Annotated in this window: 11 protein-coding genes and 1 pseudogene; 8 read left to right on the top strand and 4 right to left on the bottom strand. The window is 63.9% G+C overall.

The window, feature by feature from the left end; genetic code table 11:
- Positions 1 to 98: 98 nt before the first annotated feature.
- Positions 99 to 1,193, top strand: a complete 1,095-nt coding sequence (locus tag L1O02_RS29060; protein ID WP_235759193.1) for a trifunctional transcriptional activator/DNA repair protein Ada/methylated-DNA--[protein]-cysteine S-methyltransferase — start codon at positions 99 to 101, stop codon at positions 1,191 to 1,193.
- A gap of 19 nt (positions 1,194 to 1,212) precedes the next feature.
- Here L1O02_RS29060 and L1O02_RS29055 read toward each other — a convergent pair.
- The 3 genes and pseudogenes from L1O02_RS29055 to glnA all read right to left on the bottom strand — a co-directional run.
- Positions 1,213 to 1,491, bottom strand: a pseudogene (locus L1O02_RS29055) (DUF4124 domain-containing protein); the annotation flags it as partial.
- A 147-nt stretch (positions 1,492 to 1,638) separates the two neighbouring features.
- Positions 1,639 to 2,193 (bottom strand): chorismate mutase, encoded by a 555-nt coding sequence (locus L1O02_RS29050; RefSeq protein WP_108545882.1) that lies wholly within the window; start codon positions 2,191 to 2,193, stop codon positions 1,639 to 1,641.
- Positions 2,194 to 2,329: 136 nt separating this feature from the next.
- Positions 2,330 to 3,736, bottom strand: coding sequence for a glutamate--ammonia ligase (gene glnA, locus L1O02_RS29045; RefSeq protein WP_016965623.1), 1,407 nt, complete (start codon positions 3,734 to 3,736; stop codon positions 2,330 to 2,332).
- Between the two features lie 332 nt (positions 3,737 to 4,068).
- Between glnA and thiI the strand changes: the two genes are divergently transcribed.
- Positions 4,069 to 5,523: a tRNA uracil 4-sulfurtransferase ThiI gene (gene thiI, locus L1O02_RS29040; protein ID WP_060837114.1), complete on the top strand. Its 1,455-nt coding sequence runs from the start codon at positions 4,069 to 4,071 to the stop codon at positions 5,521 to 5,523.
- A 139-nt stretch (positions 5,524 to 5,662) separates the two neighbouring features.
- Positions 5,663 to 7,483, top strand: a complete 1,821-nt coding sequence (typA, locus tag L1O02_RS29035; RefSeq protein ID WP_060837115.1) for a translational GTPase TypA — start codon at positions 5,663 to 5,665, stop codon at positions 7,481 to 7,483.
- 257 nt (positions 7,484 to 7,740) lie between these two features.
- Here the strand turns inward: typA and L1O02_RS29030 are convergent, their stop codons facing one another.
- Positions 7,741 to 8,184, bottom strand: coding sequence for a YkgJ family cysteine cluster protein (locus tag L1O02_RS29030; RefSeq protein ID WP_173655882.1), 444 nt, complete (start codon positions 8,182 to 8,184; stop codon positions 7,741 to 7,743).
- A gap of 266 nt (positions 8,185 to 8,450) precedes the next feature.
- Between L1O02_RS29030 and L1O02_RS29025 the strand changes: the two genes are divergently transcribed.
- The 5 genes from L1O02_RS29025 (at position 8,451) to L1O02_RS29005 (ending at position 17,923) form a co-directional block, all read left to right on the top strand.
- A complete protein-coding gene (locus L1O02_RS29025) occupies positions 8,451 to 10,901 on the top strand; it encodes a glycogen/starch/alpha-glucan phosphorylase (protein ID WP_060837116.1) in 2,451 nt (816 codons plus the stop codon).
- 238 nt (positions 10,902 to 11,139) lie between these two features.
- The gene (locus L1O02_RS29020; RefSeq protein WP_235759189.1) at positions 11,140 to 14,769 is read left to right on the top strand and encodes a DUF2339 domain-containing protein; all 3,630 of its coding nucleotides are present in this window, start codon (positions 11,140 to 11,142) and stop codon (positions 14,767 to 14,769) included.
- Complete coding sequence (locus L1O02_RS29015) at positions 14,766 to 16,145, top strand: DUF3999 domain-containing protein (RefSeq protein WP_060837118.1); 1,380 nt, start codon at positions 14,766 to 14,768, stop codon at positions 16,143 to 16,145. The genes L1O02_RS29020 and L1O02_RS29015 overlap by 4 nt, the downstream gene beginning before the upstream one ends.
- Before the next feature lie 161 nt (positions 16,146 to 16,306).
- Positions 16,307 to 17,317, top strand: a complete 1,011-nt coding sequence (locus L1O02_RS29010; RefSeq protein ID WP_060837119.1) for a class 1 fructose-bisphosphatase — start codon at positions 16,307 to 16,309, stop codon at positions 17,315 to 17,317.
- Positions 17,318 to 17,320: 3 nt separating this feature from the next.
- Positions 17,321 to 17,923: a DUF924 family protein gene (locus L1O02_RS29005; protein ID WP_060837120.1), complete on the top strand. Its 603-nt coding sequence runs from the start codon at positions 17,321 to 17,323 to the stop codon at positions 17,921 to 17,923.
- The last annotated feature ends 7 nt before the right edge of the window (positions 17,924 to 17,930 follow it).

Genomic DNA, 17,930 nt, shown 5'->3' with positions numbered 1-17,930 from the left:
CCGAATCGGCGAGAATCAACGCCCGTTTTTCAGCGGCAGCGCGCAGGGCGCGGGTTTAGAGTGCTCGAACCCGACGCTTCAAGGTTTAGGATGCGGCCATGGAAAACGCCACTCTGCTGTTTCAGCTCCCCGATGACGACACCCTGTATCAGGCCCTTCTGGACCGCGACCCGGCCTATGAGGGCTTTGCGTTCGTCGGGGTCAAGAGCACGGGGGTGTTCTGCCGCCTGACCTGTGCCGCGCGCAAGCCCAAGCGTGAGAACACGGTGTTTTTCGGCTCGATCAAGGGCTGTGTCGAAGCGGGATTCCGTGCCTGTCTGCGGTGTCGCCCTCTGGAGCGGGCCGGGGTGCAGGAACCCTGGGTGCAGACCCTGCTGGAGCAACTGCACGGTGATCCCGAGCGGCGCTGGTACGAAGATGATCTGACCCGGCAGGGGCTGGATCCGTCCACCGTGCGTCGCGCCTTCAAGCGCTACTTTGGGGTGACTTTCCTGGAAATGGCCCGGCTGCGGCGCATGGGCCAGGGCATGCAGCAGCTGGCGGGCGGAGAGTCGGTGATCGCGGCGCAGATCAGCGCCGGCTTTGATTCCGACAGCGGCTTTCGCCGGGCCTTTTCCCGTCTGGCTGGCCAGCCACCGTCGAACCTGCGGGGGCGCGAGCTGCTCAAGGTGGACTGGCTGCAAACCCCTATCGGCGTGATGCTGGCGGTGGCTGACGCCCAGGTCCTGCACCTGCTGGAGTTTTTCGATCGTCCGGCGCTGGCCAATGAGCTGCAGACCCTGCAAAAGCGCAGCGGTTCGAGCATAGGTTTCGGGCGTTTTGCTCCGATCGACCAGATCGAGGCCGAATTGCAGCGTTATTTTGCCGGTGAGCCGGGTGGCTTCCACACGCCGCTGGCGATGAACGCCTCGCCGTTCACCCGCACGGTATGGCAGGCCCTGCGCGCCATTCCCCTGGGCAGCACCTGCAGTTATGCCGAGGTGGCGAGCCGGATCGGCTCGCCGTCGGCGGTGCGCGCGGTGGCCCGGGCCAACGGTGCCAATCAGATCGCCATCGTCATTGCCTGCCACCGGGTGATCGGCAGCGACGGTGCCCTCACCGGCTACGGTGGCGGACTGTGGCGCAAGCGCTGGCTACTGGAGCATGAGCGCCGCATGGGCACTGCGTTGTTTCACTCAGCGAGCGGGCTGTAGCGGTTCGCTTGAAGTGGGCTCAACGGCGATGGGCCCGCAGCAGGGTGAAGGTGATCTGCGCGCTCTGCTGCAGGACCCGCTCGCCGTCGAGGATCTGCACCGCCAGGCGATGTTGGCCACGGTCGATAGCGACCAGCGGCAACTCGGGGCCCCGGCTCGGGGCTCCATAAGCCTGGTCGTCCAGCAAGAGGCGCAGGCGGTGGTGCGGCTGCAAGGCCGGCGCTAGCACCACCTGTACGGTGAAGCTGCCGTTGTTGGCTCGCAGCGCGCCGTGGTCCGGCACGCCCTGCAACCGCAGTTGTATGTAGGGCTCTGCGCTGGCAGCCAGCGCCGTTAGCCACAGCAGGCAAAAGACAGCGATGCGCGTCACGGTGATTCCAGCCCTTCACAGGTGTGCGGTTGAAGGGCTCAGCATAGGGCGGCGCGAGGCTGGGCGCGGGCGCGGTTAACCTTTGAACACACATAACTCGGCGGTGGCGCGGATCATTGCCAGCTGCCGCAACGGATCGCTGCTGGCGGCCTGAGTGGCCTGGGCCAGCCATTGCGGGCATTGGCGATCACCGCGATGGGGGCTGAAGTCGGCCAGTTGCTGCAGCAGGCGTTTTTGTAACTGATCGAGTTGTGGGCGGATCTGTCCGGCCAGGTCCTGGCGCGGGGTGTCCGGTGCCTGGCCTTGCAGGTGCCAGCTGGACAGCCGGGCGTACTGCACCAGTTTGTTGGCTTCGATCTGGGCGGCGAAGAACTGCCCGACCGTTTCTTCATTCAGGTGATAGGTGGCGGCCTGGGCCGTGGCGCCGGCAATCACCTGCTGTTCCCGCGGACGGTCCTCCACGGCCTTGTGGCTGTCCCATTTGCTCAGGGCCACCTGATCGGCAATGCTCAGGCGCTCGCCGATGCTTTGCAGCAGTGGGGCAAGGGTGGGCGGGGCATCGTTGGCGCAGGCTGCGCCGGTGAGCAGGCTACAGGCAAGGGCGAGGCACAGGTTGAGGCGCGAAGTCATGGGCGGGCTCGGCTGCTGATGGGAAAACGGCGCCCATGATGCACGCAACCACCCCGGGCCTGGCAAATGCGCGGGCATAAAAAAGGCCTCCCGAAGGAGGCCTCTTGATCACGCGGCTTGCGCCGGTGCTACCGGATCAGCAGCTGTAGTACAGCTCGTATTCCAGTGGGTGTACGAAGGTACGGACCTTGATCTCTTCTTCGCTTTTCAGGGCGATGTAAGCGTCGATGAAGTCGTCGCTGAAAACGCCGCCTTTGGTCAGGAACGCACGACCTTTGTCCAGCTCTTCCAGGGCTTCCTTCAGGCTGCCGCAAACTTGTGGGATCTCTTTGGCCTCTTCAGGCGGCAGGTCGTACAGGTTTTTGTCAGCGGCGTCGCCAGGGTGGATCTTGTTCTGGATACCGTCCAGGCCGGCCATCAGCAGAGCAGCGAAGGCCAGGTATGGGTTGGCAGCCGGGTCCGGGAAGCGGGCTTCGATACGGCGGGCTTTAGGGCTCGACACGTAAGGAATACGGATCGAAGCGGAACGGTTGCGTGCCGAGTAGGCCAGCATGACCGGGGCTTCGAAGCCTGGAACCAGACGCTTGTAGGAGTTGGTGGCCGGGTTGGTGAAGCCGTTCAGGGCCTTACCGTGCTTGATGATGCCGCCGATGAAGTACAGGGCGGTGTCGGACAGGCCGGCATAGCCTTCACCCGCGAAGGTGTTCTTGCCGTCTTTCCAGATCGACATGTGCACGTGCATGCCCGAGCCGTTGTCGCCGTACAGTGGCTTAGGCATGAAGGTGGCAGTGCGGCCGTAGGCGTCGGCCACGTTGTGCACGACGTATTTCAGGGTCTGGGTTTCGTCGGCCTTCTTCACCAGGGTGTTGAACTTGACGCCGATTTCGTTCTGGCCGGCAGTCGCCACTTCGTGGTGGTGAACTTCAACGGTCAGGCCCATTTCTTCCAGTGCGTTGCACATGGAGGTACGGATTTCGTGGTCGTGGTCGAACGGTGGAACCGGGAAGTAGCCGCCCTTGACGCCTGGACGGTGGCCCTTGTTGCCGCCTTCGATGTCCTGGTCGGACATCCAGGAACCTTGTTCGGAGTAGATCTTGAACATCGAGCCGGAGATGTCGGACTTGAATTTCACTTGGTCGAAGATGAAGAACTCTGGCTCTGGACCGGCGAATACGGTGTCGCCGATGCCGGTGGCTTTCAGGTGCTCTTCGGCGCGCTTGGCAATGGCGCGTGGGTCGCGGTCGTAACCTTGCATGCTCGAAGGTTCGATGATGTCGCAGACCAGGATCAGGGTCGGTTCTTCGGTGAACGGGTCCAGCACAGCGGTTTCGTCGTCCGGCATCAGGATCATGTCGGAGGCTTCGATGCCTTTCCAGCCAGCGATGGAGGAGCCGTCGAACATCTTGCCGGATTCGAAGAAGTCTTCATCCAGCGCATCACGGGCCGGCATGGTCACGTGATGTTGAGTGCCCTTGGTGTCAGTGAAGCGCAGATCAATCCATTTGACGTCATGATCTTTGATGAGTTGAACCGACTTCGACATAGTGTCCTCCGGGGTGGCTTCGGGCTTGGTGTTGGAGTGCCCTTAGAATGTGGGTGATGCCGGCGCGAATACTCTGCCATGGCAACCTGCCTCACAAGGGAGCAAATTGCATGCCAGTGCCCTGTGATGGGTTTTCTGCCCCAAAATCAGGCTTTGTGCGGCGGATTCGGCTAAATTTCGGCCTCTGGCGCACTGCAATGTAGCGCCTGGCTCGATAAATGACCTGTTTTGGTGCACTGAAAACCTTCTGCACATTAATTGGTTAAACCTTGAGCAATTTCCGCTATAATCCGCGCCCCCCTTTTTCGGCTGGCCCAGCGCGCACAGTTTTCATGAAACTAATCGTTAAAGTTTTCCCGGAAATCACCATCAAGAGCCGCCCGGTACGGATGCGTTTCATCCGTCAGTTGGCCAAGAACATCCGTGCCGTGCTCCGCGATCTGGACCCGGCTGTGGTGGTCGGTGGTGTGTGGGACAACCTTGAGCTGGAAACCACCCTCAGCGAGCCCAAGGCCCTGAAGGAGCTGGCCGACCGCCTCTGCTGCATGCCCGGTATCGCGCACTTCCTGCAGGTCGACGAATACCCGCTGGGCGACTTCGACGACATCGTCGCCAAGTGCAAGCAGCACTTCGGCGAGGCCTTGCCCGGGAAGATTTTCTCCGTGCGCTGCAAGCGTGCCGGCAAGCATGAATTCAGCTCCATGGACGTGGAAAAGTACGTCGGCAGCCAACTGCGTCGGCAGTGCGGCGCCGCCGGAATCTCCCTGAAAGAGCCGGAAATCGAAGTGCGGATGGAAATTCGCGACCAACGGTTGTTCGTGATCCACAGCCAGCACAACGGCATCGGCGGCTACCCGCTGGGCGCCCTGGAACAGACCCTGGTGCTGATGTCCGGCGGTTTCGATTCCACGGTGGCGGCCTACCAGATCATGCGCCGCGGCCTGATGGGGCACTTCTGCTTCTTCAACCTGGGTGGGCGTGCCCACGAACTGGGCGTGATGGAAGTCGCGCACTACCTATGGAAGAAGTACGGCAGCTCCCAGCGCGTGCTGTTCGTCAGCGTGCCGTTCGAGGAAGTGCTCGGGGAAATTCTCGGCAAAGTCGACAACAGTCATATGGGCGTCATTTTGAAGCGTATGATGTTGCGTGCCGCCTCGAGCATCGCCGATCGCCTGCACATCGATGCACTGGTGACCGGCGAGGCGATTTCCCAGGTGTCCAGCCAGACCCTGCCGAACCTGTCGGTGATCGACTGCGTGACCGAGAAGCTGGTGCTGCGTCCGCTGATCGCCAGCCACAAGCAAGACATCATCGACCTGGCCGAACAGATCGGCACCGCCGACTTCGCCAAGCACATGCCGGAGTACTGCGGGGTCATCTCGGTGAACCCCAAGACCCATGCCAAGCGCCATCGCGTCGAGCATGAAGAGAAAGAATTCGATATGGCGGTGCTCGAGCGTGCGATCGAGCGGGCCAAACTGGTGCCGATCGATCGGGTGATCGACGAGTTGGGCCAGGATTTGCAGATTGAAGAAGTCAGCGAGGCGCTGGCCGGTCAGATCGTCATCGACATCCGTCACCCGGATGCCCAGGAAGACGACCCGCTGGAGCTTGCTGGCATCGAAGTACAAGCGCTGCCGTTCTATGCATTGAATGCCCGCTTCAAGGAACTGGACCCTACGCGCCAGTACCTGCTGTATTGCGACAAAGGCGTCATGAGTCGCCTGCATGCTCACCATCTGCTCAGTGAGGGACATGCCAATGTGCGCGTTTATAGACCGAGCTAAGTGCCCGGGGATGTTCGCCTGTGGCTTGCGTCACCGGCCCCCCGACGCCGCCGTCCAGCTGTAACGGCCAGGCCTGACTCTATTGTTAATCGCTGCCAGCATTTGTCAGCACACCGAATCCTCTGATCGAGATACACAAGTGATCGAAAATCTACGCAACATCGCCATCATTGCCCACGTTGACCATGGTAAGACCACCCTGGTAGACAAACTCCTGCGTCAATCCGGCACCCTGGAGCGCAACGAGCTCAACGACGAGCGCGTGATGGACTCCAACGACCAGGAAAAAGAGCGCGGCATTACCATCCTGGCGAAAAACACCGCCATCAACTGGAACGGCTACCACATCAACATCGTGGACACCCCGGGCCACGCCGACTTCGGCGGCGAAGTTGAGCGCGTCATGTCCATGGTCGACTCCGTGCTGCTGCTGGTCGACGCTCAAGACGGCCCTATGCCGCAAACCCGTTTCGTGACCAAGAAGGCGTTCGAAGCCGGCCTGCGTCCAATCGTGGTGATCAACAAGGTTGACCGTCCGGGCGCGCGTCCTGACTGGGTTCTGGACCAGATCTTCGACCTGTTCGACAACCTGGGCGCCACCGAAGAACAGCTGGACTTCAAAGTCGTCTACGCCTCGGCCCTGAACGGTATTGCCGGTCTGGACCACAGCGAAATGGCTGAAGACATGACCCCGCTGTACCAGTCGATCGTCGACAACGTGCCAGCGCCAAGCGTTGACCGTGACGGTCCGTTCCAGATGCAGATCTCCGCTCTGGACTACAACAGCTTCCTGGGCGTGATCGGCGTTGGCCGTATCGCTCGCGGTCGCGTCAAGCCGAACACCCCGGTTGTGGCCATCGACGTCGACGGCAAGCGCCGCAACGGTCGTATCCTCAAGCTGATGGGTCACCACGGTCTGCACCGTGTGGACGTTGAAGAAGCGGCTGCCGGCGACATCGTCTGCATCAGCGGTTTCGACGAGCTGTTCATCTCCGACACCCTGTGCGACCCGACCGCTGTTGAAGCGATGAAGCCGCTGACCGTCGACGAGCCGACCGTTTCCATGACCTTCCAGGTCAACGACTCGCCATTCTGCGGTAAGGAAGGCAAGTTCGTGACGTCCCGTAACATCAAGGAACGTCTGGACAAAGAGCTGCTGTACAACGTTGCCCTGCGCGTTGAAGAAGGCGACTCGGCCGACAAGTTCAAGGTCTCCGGCCGTGGTGAGCTGCACCTGTCGGTACTGATCGAAACCATGCGTCGCGAAGGCTTCGAGATGGGCGTTGGCCGTCCTGAAGTGATCATCCGTGAAGTGGATGGCGTGAAGCAGGAACCGTTCGAAAACGTCACCATCGACATCCCTGAAGAATCCCAGGGCAAGGTCATGGAAGAGATGGGTCTGCGTAAGGGCGACCTGAGCAACATGGTTCCGGATGGCAAGGGCCGTGTACGCCTGGAATACAACATTCCAGCCCGTGGTCTGATCGGTTTCCGTAACCAGTTCCTGACCCTGACCAACGGTGCAGGCATCCTGACCTCGATCTTCGACCGTTACGCTCCGATGAAGTCCGGCAGCATGTCCGGCCGTCAGAACGGCGTACTGGTATCGGTAGAAACCGGCAAGGCCCTGACCTACTCCCTGGAAACCCTGCAGGCGCGCGGCAAGCTGTTCGTCGAGCACGGCCAGGAAATCTACAACGGTCAGATCGTCGGCCTGAACAGCCGCGACAACGACCTGGGCGTGAACCCTACCAAGGGCAAGAAGCTCGACAACATGCGTGCTTCGGGCAAAGACGAAACCATCGCCCTGGTTCCACCTGTTCGCTTCACCCTGGAACAGGCTCTGGAATTCATCCAGGACGATGAGCTGTGCGAAGTGACTCCTAAGTCCATTCGTCTGCGCAAGAAGATCCTGGACGAAGGCGAGCGTACCCGCGCTGCCAAGAAAGCCAAGAACTGAGTCTTTAGTTCCGGCTGAATGAAAACGCCCCCGGTCGCGAGACCGGGGGCGTTTTTTTGCGCCTGGAGAAAACCTGTTCATGTAGCCGCTGCCGAGCAGCGCGAGGCTGCGACCGGCTGCACAGCAGCCGCAAGACGGCCATCGCAGCCGTTCAGGCATTACGCGCCACCTGGATTTACGGCCGCTGCGCAGCCGGTCGCAGCCTCGCAAGCTCGGCAGCGGCTACAGCAGCGGTAGTAGCGGTGAGGCGCGGTGGCTCAGAAGCGTTCCAGGGTCCGACTGCTGGTGTTGGTCGGACGCTCCAGGGGCTTGGGCTTGTAGGCGCAGTAGCCTGGACGCGGGCCGATCTTCGGATGGTTGCGGCAGGTGTCCGGGCGCTTGTCATAAATGGTGCACAGGCGGCTTTTACGATCCAGATACAGGCAATCGTTGTTGCTCATGCGCTGCAGCGTGAAGATTTCCGATTTCTGGTTGTAGCGCTCGACGATGCCTTCTTTCTGCAGGCGCTTGGCGATGTTCTTCGCCGGCTCGCCGCGCTCGAATTCATCGACGATGCCGATGCGGATCAGGTCCTTGATCTTCACTTCCACCGGCAGGGTGCAGCAGCTGGACATGCAGGAACCGCACATGGGCGCGGAGTATTTGGCCCAGGTATCGAGACGATCGATTTCCGCGGCGGCGATCAGGTTGGACTTCATCAAGGTGGTTTTTCCGGCATGTTCCAGGGCGCGCGATCATACCGGGACTGGTGGATTTTTGAACGACTTTGGGTCGGATTTTTCTTAATGGTCGTCGGATTTATGCCTGGCGGCACGGCATCTGCATCTTTTTTCCCGCAGGCGCCGAAGACTCCCCCCTTGAGCCGAGCCATTTGCAGCAGCGCCGAACCAGAGCCTTCGCCTCGTGTCAGACCGACTAGGCTCAGACCATTCCATGCTCACTGTGTATCTCGTCAGAGGTCGTATCGATGACTCAGGAACCCCTAGCTCGTGACGCTGAGGTGGCCGCTTTTCGCGAAGCCGTCTTGACCAAACTCACCTACGCGGTCGGCAAAGATCCGGACCACGCCTTCGACCACGACTGGTTCGAGGCCATTGCCCTGGCCGCGCGGGACCACATGGTCGACCACTGGATGGATCACACGCGGCAGATGTACCGCAAGGGCCAGAAGCGGGTGTACTACCTGTCCCTGGAGTTCCTGATCGGCCGGCTGCTGTTCGACAGCCTGAGCAATCTCGGCCTGCTGGACGTGGCCCGCGAGGCCCTGACCGATCTGGGGGTGGACCTGGAGCGCATCCGCCTGCTGGAGCCCGATGCGGCCCTGGGCAATGGTGGCCTGGGGCGCCTGGCGGCGTGCTTCATGGAAAGCATGTCGACCCTGGGCCTGGCCGGTCACGGCTACGGCATTCGTTACGAGCACGGCCTGTTCCGCCAGGCGATCGTCGACGGCTGGCAGCAGGAGCAGACCGAGCACTGGCTGGATTTCGGCAACCCCTGGGAGTTCGAGCGCCCCGAGGTGATCTACTCCATCGGCTTTGGCGGCAGCGTCGACAGCGTGACCGACGAGACGGGCAACACGCGCCAGGTCTGGTGGCCGGCGGAGACGGTGCGTGCGGTGGCCTACGACACCCCGGTGGTGGGTTGGCGCGGGGCCAGCGTCAACACCCTGCGCCTGTGGCGGGCCCGGGCCATGGAAGACCTGCACCTGGAGCGTTTCAACGCCGGCGACCACTTGGGCGCGGTGGCGGAAGTGGCCCGGGCCGAAAGCATCTCCCGGGTGCTGTACCCGGCTGACAGCACCGAGGCCGGCCAGGAACTGCGCCTGCGCCAGGAGTACTTCTTTGTCTCGGCGTCGCTGCAGGACCTGCTGCGGCGTCACAAGAACATGCACGACTCGGTGCTCAGCCTCGGCGAGCACGCGGCGATCCAGCTTAATGACACCCACCCGTCGATCGCCGTGGCCGAGCTGATGCGCCAATTGGTGGACCTGCACGGCATCGCCTGGGACGCGGCGTGGCAGATCACCGTGGACACCTTGGCCTACACCAACCACACCCTGCTGCCCGAGGCCCTGGAAACCTGGCCGGTGGGGCTGATGGAGCGCATGCTGCCGCGGCACATGCAGATCATCTACCTGATCAACGCCCAGCACATCGATGCCTTGCGGGCCAAGGGCCTGCACGATTTCGACGTGCTGCGGGCGGTGTCGCTGATCGAGGAGGACAACGGCCGCCGGGTGCGCATGGGCAACCTGGCGTTCCTCGGCTCCCACAGCGTCAATGGCGTGTCCGGCCTGCACACCCAGCTGATGCGCAGCACGGTGTTTTCCGAGCTGCACAAGCTCTACCCCGAGCGGATCAACAACAAGACCAACGGCATCACCTTTCGCCGCTGGCTGTACCAGGCCAACCCGCCCCTCACCGACATGCTGGTGGACGCCCTGGGCCCCGGGCTGCTGGACAACCCCGAGCAGTTGCTGCTGGGGCTGGAGCCCTTTGCCGAGAAGCCGGCGTTTCGCAAGCAGTTCGCCGAGCAGCGCCTGCACAGCAAGCGCGCCCTGGCCGCGCTCATCCACGAGCGCCTGGGGATCGCGATCAACCCGGCGGCGCTGTTCGATGTGCAGGTCAAGCGCATCCACGAGTACAAGCGCCAGTTGCTCAACCTGCTGCACACCGTGGCGCTGTATCAGGCGATCCGCGCCGAGCCGGAAACCGACTGGGTGCCTCGGGTGAAGATCTTCGCCGGCAAGGCGGCGGCCAGCTATCACCAGGCCAAACTGATCATCAAGCTGACCAACGACATCGCCCGCACCGTGAACAGCGATCCGACCGTGCGCGGTTTGCTCAAGGTGGTGTTCCTGCCCAACTACAACGTCAGCCTGGCGGAAAGCATCATTCCCGCTGCCGACCTGTCGGAGCAGATTTCCACCGCCGGCTTCGAGGCTTCGGGCACCAGCAACATGAAATTCGGCCTCAACGGCGCCCTGACCATCGGCACCCTGGACGGCGCCAACGTCGAGATGTGCGAGCAGGTCGGTGCCGAGCACATGTTCATCTTCGGCCTCAGTGCCCAGCAGGTGGAGGCGCGCAAGCGCAATGGCGAATTCAGCGCGGTGCCGGACATCGCCGCCTCGCATCGGCTCAACGATGTACTGCAGGCGATTCGCGGCGGGGTGTTCTCCCCGGACGATCCGTCGCGCTACACCGGGCTGATCGATTCGCTGATCGACTATGACCGGTTCCTGGTCTGCGCCGATTTCGACGCCTACTGGGACGCCCAGGCCCGGGTCGAAGCGTGCTGGCACGACTCCGCGCAGTGGTGGCGTTCGGCGGTGCTCAACACTGCGCGCATGGGCTGGTTCTCTTCGGACCGGACCATCCGCGAATACGCCACGGAGATCTGGAAGGCCCTGGACTGAGGGGCCTGGGAAAATGTTCGAACTGTGCACAAGGCCCAACGTTTGTTGGGCCGGATCGATATACTGAGCGGCGATTTTATCTCCCAGATGGTGTCTTTTGGGCCGCGCTCGGCTTCCAATCGGGGAGATATCTGCGTCGGCAGGCCGGCTCCCGCACTGGGTGGTGGGGCCCGCTTGCCCGCCAAGTCTCGACACCGCCGTACCCGTCCGTCAGTGGACCGCTTAGGGATATCGACACATGCAATGGATGTTCATGCTGCTGGGTGCCTTGCTGGGCTGGATCGTCGACCAGTCCATCAGCGATGCCCTGATTGGCGCGCTACTGGGCCTGGTGCTTGGCCTGGCCATTCGTTTCGGTGCCCTGCAGCGACAGGTGCTTGATCAGCACCGTGAGCTGGAGCAGGCGAAAAGCACCCTCGCCACCCTGGGTCAGCGCCTGGCCCAGCTGGAAACCCCCGGCGGTGCTGCCCAGGCGCTTGCCGAACCCCAGCACAGCACCCCGCCTGCCGAGGCAAGCAGCGGCTTGAGCGCCGCGCCCGAGCTGCAGGACCTGCCTGAATTCATCCTTGACGAAGTCCGGCCCGTGGAACCGGCACCGGCGGCGGCCGAGCTGGTCTGGGAGTTGCCCGCTGCGCCGCGTGCCGGCGCGGCGCTCGACGCCAGCCAGCCGCTGCCGGAGTCGGTCTGGCAGCCCCAGGCGCCGGCCGCTGAGCCTGCCGTGGCGCAGCCGCGGGAGCCGAACCTGATCGAGCGCGCCATCAGCGGGGCGCGCAACTGGCTGTTCGGCGGCAACACCGTGCTGCGGGTCGGCGTGGTGCTGTTGTTCCTCGGCCTGGCCTTCCTGCTGCGCTATGCCACCGAAGGCATGGTGGTGCCCATCGAACTGCGTTACGCCGGCGTCGCGGCCAGCTCCCTGGGCCTGCTGGGGCTGGGCTGGTGGCTGCGGCGGCGCAACAGCAACTACGCCCTGATGCTGCAGGGCACGGGCATCGCCGTGCTTTACCTGACGGTGTTCGCCGCCATGCGCCTGCACCCGTTGCTCGACCCTTCCGCGGCCCTGGGCCTGCTGGTGGCGGTCACGCTGTTCTCGGCGATTCTGGCCATCACCCAGGATGCCCTGGGGCTGGCGGCCGCTGCGGCCCTCGGCGGTTTCGCCGCGCCGATCCTGACCTCCACCGGTGCCGGCAGCCATGTGGCGCTGTTCAGCTACTTCGCGCTGCTCAATGCCGGCATTCTGGCCATCGCCTGGTTCAAGGCCTGGCGCCTGCTCAACCTGATCGGTTTTGTCGGCACCTTCGGCATCGGCTTTGCCTGGGGCCTGCGCTCCTACACGCCGGAGCTGCTGTGGAGCACCGAACCCTTCCTGATCCTGTTCTTTGTCATGTACCTGGCCATCGGCCTGCTGTTCACCCGGCGCAAGCTGCTGGAGACGCGCGATGCGCCAGCGGACGACAGCCGCCAGGCGTTGCTGCACTGGTCGGCGCGCAAGGGCGATTACGTCGACGGCAGCCTGCTGTTCGGCCCGCCGCTGGTGGGCTTCGGCCTGCAACTGGCGCTGGTCCAGCACCTGGAGTTCGCTGCCTCCTTCAGTGCCCTGGCCCTGGGTCTGATCTACATGGTCCTGGCACGGCTGCTGATGGGCGGCCGCGCTCTGTTGCTGGGTGAAACCTGCCTGGCGCTGGGGGTGATTTTCGCCACCCTGGCCATTCCCCTGGGCCTGGATGCGCGCTGGACGTCTGCGGCCTGGGCGGTGGAGGGCGCGGGGGTCTTCTGGCTCGGCCTGCGTCAGCAGCGTCCCCTGGCCCGGATCTTCGCCTTGCTGCTGCAGCTGGGCTCGGCCCTGGCCTTCCTCAGTGAGCTGCGCCCCGGCGATTCCAGCCTGCTGGACGGTGCGCCGTTGGGCGCGCTATTGCTTGGTGCTGCGCTGCTGTTCAGCTTCGACCAGTTACGCCGGGCCGATAAGGCCTGCTCGGCGAGCTGGGAGCAGGGCATTGCGCCGATCCTGGCAGTGGCCGGGCTGGGCTTCCTGTACCTGCTGGCGCCGCTGTTCTTGTTCACCCAGGGCACGGCCATCAGTTGGGCCCTGGCTGGGCTGGCGACCTTGTTTGTCGGCCTGCGCCTGCAATCGCGGACCTTCCTGTTCACGGCCTTTGCCGTGCAACTGTTGGGCGGTGGGCTGTTTTTGATGCGCCTGCAAGGCGCGGGCGGCGATGCCGGCGCGGTGTTGAGCGCCGGCTGGAGCGGCCTGATGAGCGCCTCGCTGATTGGCCTGACCCTGATCGGTGGCATGCTTCTGGCCGCGCGCAACGACATGGTGCGCCATGACCCGCGCCTGCTGCGGGGCTTGTCGGTGGTGCTGCTGGCCGGGTTGATGATGATCAACCTGGCGGTGCTGTTCGTGCTGCCCTGGCGCACCGCCAGCGGCGTCTGGGCCGCCAGTGGCCTGTTGATCATCTGGCTCAGCCTGTATCTGCAGCAGCGGGCCAGTTTTGCCTTTGGCCTGCTGTTGCAGGTGATTGGCGGCAGCACGTTCCTGCTGGCCGGCGCAGACGGGCTCTTGGGGGGCGTGGTCGAGGGCGTGCGTCCGTTGGCCAATGGCGATTTCTGGACGCCGATGGTCCTGGCCCTGGCGGCGCTGCTGGGAGCCTGGCGCTTGCAGCGGGGCAATCACGGCTCGGCCTTCGACGCCTTGAGCCTGGGGCATCTGTCCGATCTGCTGCTGGCCTGGGGCGCTTGCTGGTGGGCATTTACCTGGTTCAAGGAAGTGCTGCGTTTCGCCCCGGCGCATTGGCAGGCGAGCCTGTTGCTGCTGATCACGGCCCTCAGCGTGCTGCTCTGTGCACTGTTGGCCCGGCGCCTGCAATGGAAGTCCCTGGGGCTGGTGTGCAGCCTGCTGATACCGGCGGGGGCCCTGGTGCTGCTGGCGTCCTGGACGTCGCGCTATCACCCGGCGGCGGATCTGGGCTGGCTGGCCTGGAGCCTGTTGTTCGTCGTGCACTTCTTCAGTTTGCGGCGCCTGGAGGCCTGGCTGCCGGCGCGAGTCTTGAGCACGGCCCATGTGCTGGGCTGCTGGTTGCTGATCGGCGTGCTGGCGCTGGAGCTGCGCTATGGCTTGCTGCTGTTGTCCGAGCAGTACAACGCCTGGCGCTGGCTGGGCTGGGCGATCCTGCCGAGCCTGTACCTGGTGGCGATGGCCGCGCCGCGCCCCTGGCCGTGGCCGGTCAGTGCGCATTCCCGTGAATATCGCCTGTATGCCGCGCTGCCCCTGGCGCTGCTGATGCTGGGCTGGTTCTGGCTGGCCAATACCTTCAGCGATGGCCGCGCCGAACCGCTGCCGTACCTGCCGCTGCTCAACCCCCTGGAACTGGGGCTGCTGTTTGCCCTGTTCGGCGTCTATGTCTGGTCGCGCAGCGCGGTGCAGGAACTGGCGATCCGCGCCGATTACGCCGAGCGTGGCACGCAGTTGCTGGCGGGAATTTCCCTGTTCGCCTTCTTCACCGTGCTGGTGATGCGTGCGGCCCATCATTGGAGCGGCGTGCCGTTCCAGCCGGATGCCTTGCTTGAGTCGATGATGGTCCAGGCCGGGCTGTCTATCGTCTGGACCCTGATTGCCCTGGGCCTGATGATCGGCGGGCATCTGCGCCATCGGCGCGAAGTCTGGCTGATCGGCGCGGTGCTGATCGCCGTGGTGGTGGCCAAGCTGTTCCTGGTGGAGTTGAGCAACCGTGGTGGGCTGGCGCGGATCGTCTCGTTCATCGGGGTGGGGGGACTGCTGTTGGTGGTGGGCTATTTCGCGCCGTTGCCGCCCAAGCGCGCCGAGGCCGAATCCGCGCCCGGAAAACCGTTGGATGAAGGAGTGTCATCGTGAGTTCGAAGCTGAGCCTGGGCTGGTGGGGCGCTGTGAGCCTGTGTGTGGCGCTGTCCGCCGTGGCCCAGGACAAGCCGGGGGACTTCAAGTCCCAGGCCCCCTTGACCCTGAGTGGCGAGGGGCCCTGGTATCGCCTGGAGCTGCCGCTGGAGGTGCAGCTGCATGCCAGCCAGACCGATCTGCGGGATGTCCGCGTGTTCAATGCCGCCGGCGAGCCCCAGGCCTATGCCCTGGCCCGTCAACAGGCACAGACCCGCGAGCAGCAGAGCCTCACGGAGGTGAAGTGGTTCCCGCTGTACAGCTCGGCGCAAGCCGGCGACAGCACCCCCAGCGTGCGGGTGCAATCCAGCGCCAACGGCACCCTGGTGGAGGTGCAGCCGGCCACGCAGTTGGAGGCGGGCGAGGAAGTGCTGCGCGGCTGGCTGCTCGATGCCAGTGGCATCAAGGCCCCGCTGCAGCAACTGCTGCTGGACTGGACCAGCGAGCGCGACGGTTTCCAGCGTTTCAGCATCGAGGCCAGCGACGACCTGCAGCACTGGCAATCCTGGGGGGACGGCCAGGTGGCGCGCCTGTCATTTGCCGACGAGCGGATCGAGCAGCATGAAGTGGCCTTGCCCGGGCAGTCGGCGCGCTACCTGCGCCTGCTGTGGAACACCCCGCAATCGGCGCCGGTGCTGACCTCGGCGCAACTGCAGAGCAGCAGCACTACCAGCCTGCCGTCGCCGCTGGTGTGGTCCCAGCCCCTGCGCGGCACCGCCGCCAAGGCCGGCGAATACACCTGGCAACTGCCCATGGGGCTGAATGTCGAGCGGGTGCGCATCGACCTCAAGGAGGCCAACACGCTGGCACCGGCGACCCTGTATGGCCGCCGTGACAGCAGCCTGCCCTGGCAGACCCTGAACAACGGCCTGCTGTACCGCCTGACCCAGAATGGCCAGGACGTGCAGCAGAACGAACTGCAACTGCCGGGGCAGACCGTGCAACAGTTGAAACTGACGGTGGACGAGCGTGGCGGCGGCCTGGGGGCCGAGGCGCCGACCCTGGCGTTTGCCGTGCGCGGCACGCAACTGGTGTTCCTGGCCCGGGGCGCCGGGCCTTACACGCTGGCGCTGGGCAACCCGAGCGCGGTGGCGGCCAACCTGCCGCTGACCACGCTGATTCCCGATTACAGCCCGCAGCGCCTCAAGGAACTGGGCCAGGCCAAGGTCGAGGGCGCGGCGCCGTTGACGCCAGTCGCGGCCACGGCGCCCGCCGGCGCCGCTGCCGTGGGGCCGGACTGGAAGAAGATCGGCCTGTGGGCCGTGCTGCTGCTGGGGGTGCTGGCCCTGGCCGGGATGGCGGTGAGCCTGCTGCGCAAACCGGCGGCCAAATCCTGATCACTGTGGCGGGGGCAAGTGCCCTCGCGACAAATCCGTCTACGCTGAAAACCGCTGCCTGAACTCTATCTGGCAGTTCCCTGTCTGAGAGGAGGAAATGCGCCCCGACTCGCGTTAAACTGCGCGGGTTTTCAACCTCCCCCATTCCTCCGGAGCCGTCCATGTCCCGCGTTACCCTGAGTCGCTATTTGATTGAGCAGACCCGCAGCAACAACACTCCTGCCGATCTGCGCTTCCTGATCGAAGTGGTGGCGCGTGCTTGCAAGGAGATCAGCCACGCCGTGTCCAAAGGCGCCCTGGGTGGTGTCCTGGGCAGCATGGGCACGGAAAACGTGCAGGGCGAAGTGCAGAAGAAGCTCGATGTGATCTCAAACGAGATTCTCCTGGAAGCCAACGAATGGGGCGGTCACCTGGCCGGCATGGCGTCCGAGGAAATGGACAATGCCTACCAGATTCCCGGCAAATACCCCAAAGGCGCCTACCTGCTGGTATTCGACCCGCTGGACGGTTCGTCGAACATCGACATCAACGCCCCGGTCGGCACCATCTTCTCCGTGCTGCGCTGCCCGAACGAGTACCTGAGCCAGAACGAAGCCTTGAACGAAAAGGCCTTTCTGCAGCCGGGCACCCAGCAGGTCGCTGCCGGTTACGCCATCTACGGTCCACAGACCATGCTGATCCTGACCCTGGGCCACGGCGTCAAGGGCTTCACCCTGGATCGTGAGATGGGCAGCTTCGTGCTGACCCACGAAGACATCAAGATTCCGGAGTCCACCCAGGAATTCGCCATCAACATGTCCAACGAGCGTCACTGGGAAGCCCCGGTCAAGCGCTACGTGGACGAGCTGCTGGCCGGCGATACCGGTCCGCTGAAAAAGAACTACAACATGCGCTGGGTCGCGGCGATGGTTGCCGACGTGCACCGTATCCTGACCCGTGGCGGCCTGTTCATGTACCCACGCGACAGCCGCGAGCCGGAGAAGCCGGGCAAACTGCGCCTGATGTACGAAGCCAATCCGATGTCCTTCCTCATCGAGCAGGCCGGCGGTTCTTCCACCGACGGTCACCAGCGCATCCTCGACATTCAGCCTGAAGGCCTGCACCAGCGTGTTGCGGTATTCCTCGGCTCGAAAGAAGAAGTGGCTCGCGTGACGGGCTACCACAAGGAGTAAGACATGGCCGCGCCCTGGCAGCCTCTGCTTGATTGGTGGTTCGGCTCAGCCGAAAAGCCGGCGGAGATTGTCGCTGCCAAGGGCCGGCTGTGGTTCGGCAAGCGCGACAGCCAGGACCTCGAAGCGCGCCAGCGCTTTGCGGGTCTGGTGGAGCAGGCACTGGCCGGCGGATTGGCCGAGTGGACGCAAAGTCCCCAAGGTTGGCTGGCCCTGGTGCTGCTGCTCGATCAGTTACCGCGCATGATCTACCGCGACACCCCCAAGGCATTCTCTGGCGACGCCCGTGCCCAGGCACTGGTGGCGCAAGGCATCGCCGCGGATTTTGACCGGCGCCTGCCGGCCATGCAGCGCTGCTTCATCTACCTGGTGTTCGAGCATTGCGAGCACCTGGCGGTGCAGAACGAAGGGGTTTCGCGCTTTGCCGCTCTGCATGACGAGCAGCCCGAGGATGATCGTCCGGTATTCGCCGATCACCTGGACTACGCCGAGCGGCACCAGAAGGTCATTGCCCGCTTCGGGCGCTTCCCCCATCGCAACGCCATCCTCGGCCGTGAATCCACTGCCGAGGAACTGGCCTTCCTGCGCGAGCCTGGTTCGCGTTTTTAAGCGCGCT

Origin of the sequence: Pseudomonas sp. BC42, assembly GCF_021560055.1 — a bacterium.
Lineage (GTDB): Bacteria > Pseudomonadota > Gammaproteobacteria > Pseudomonadales > Pseudomonadaceae > Aquipseudomonas.
This window is presented reverse-complemented; position numbering and strand designations above follow the sequence as displayed.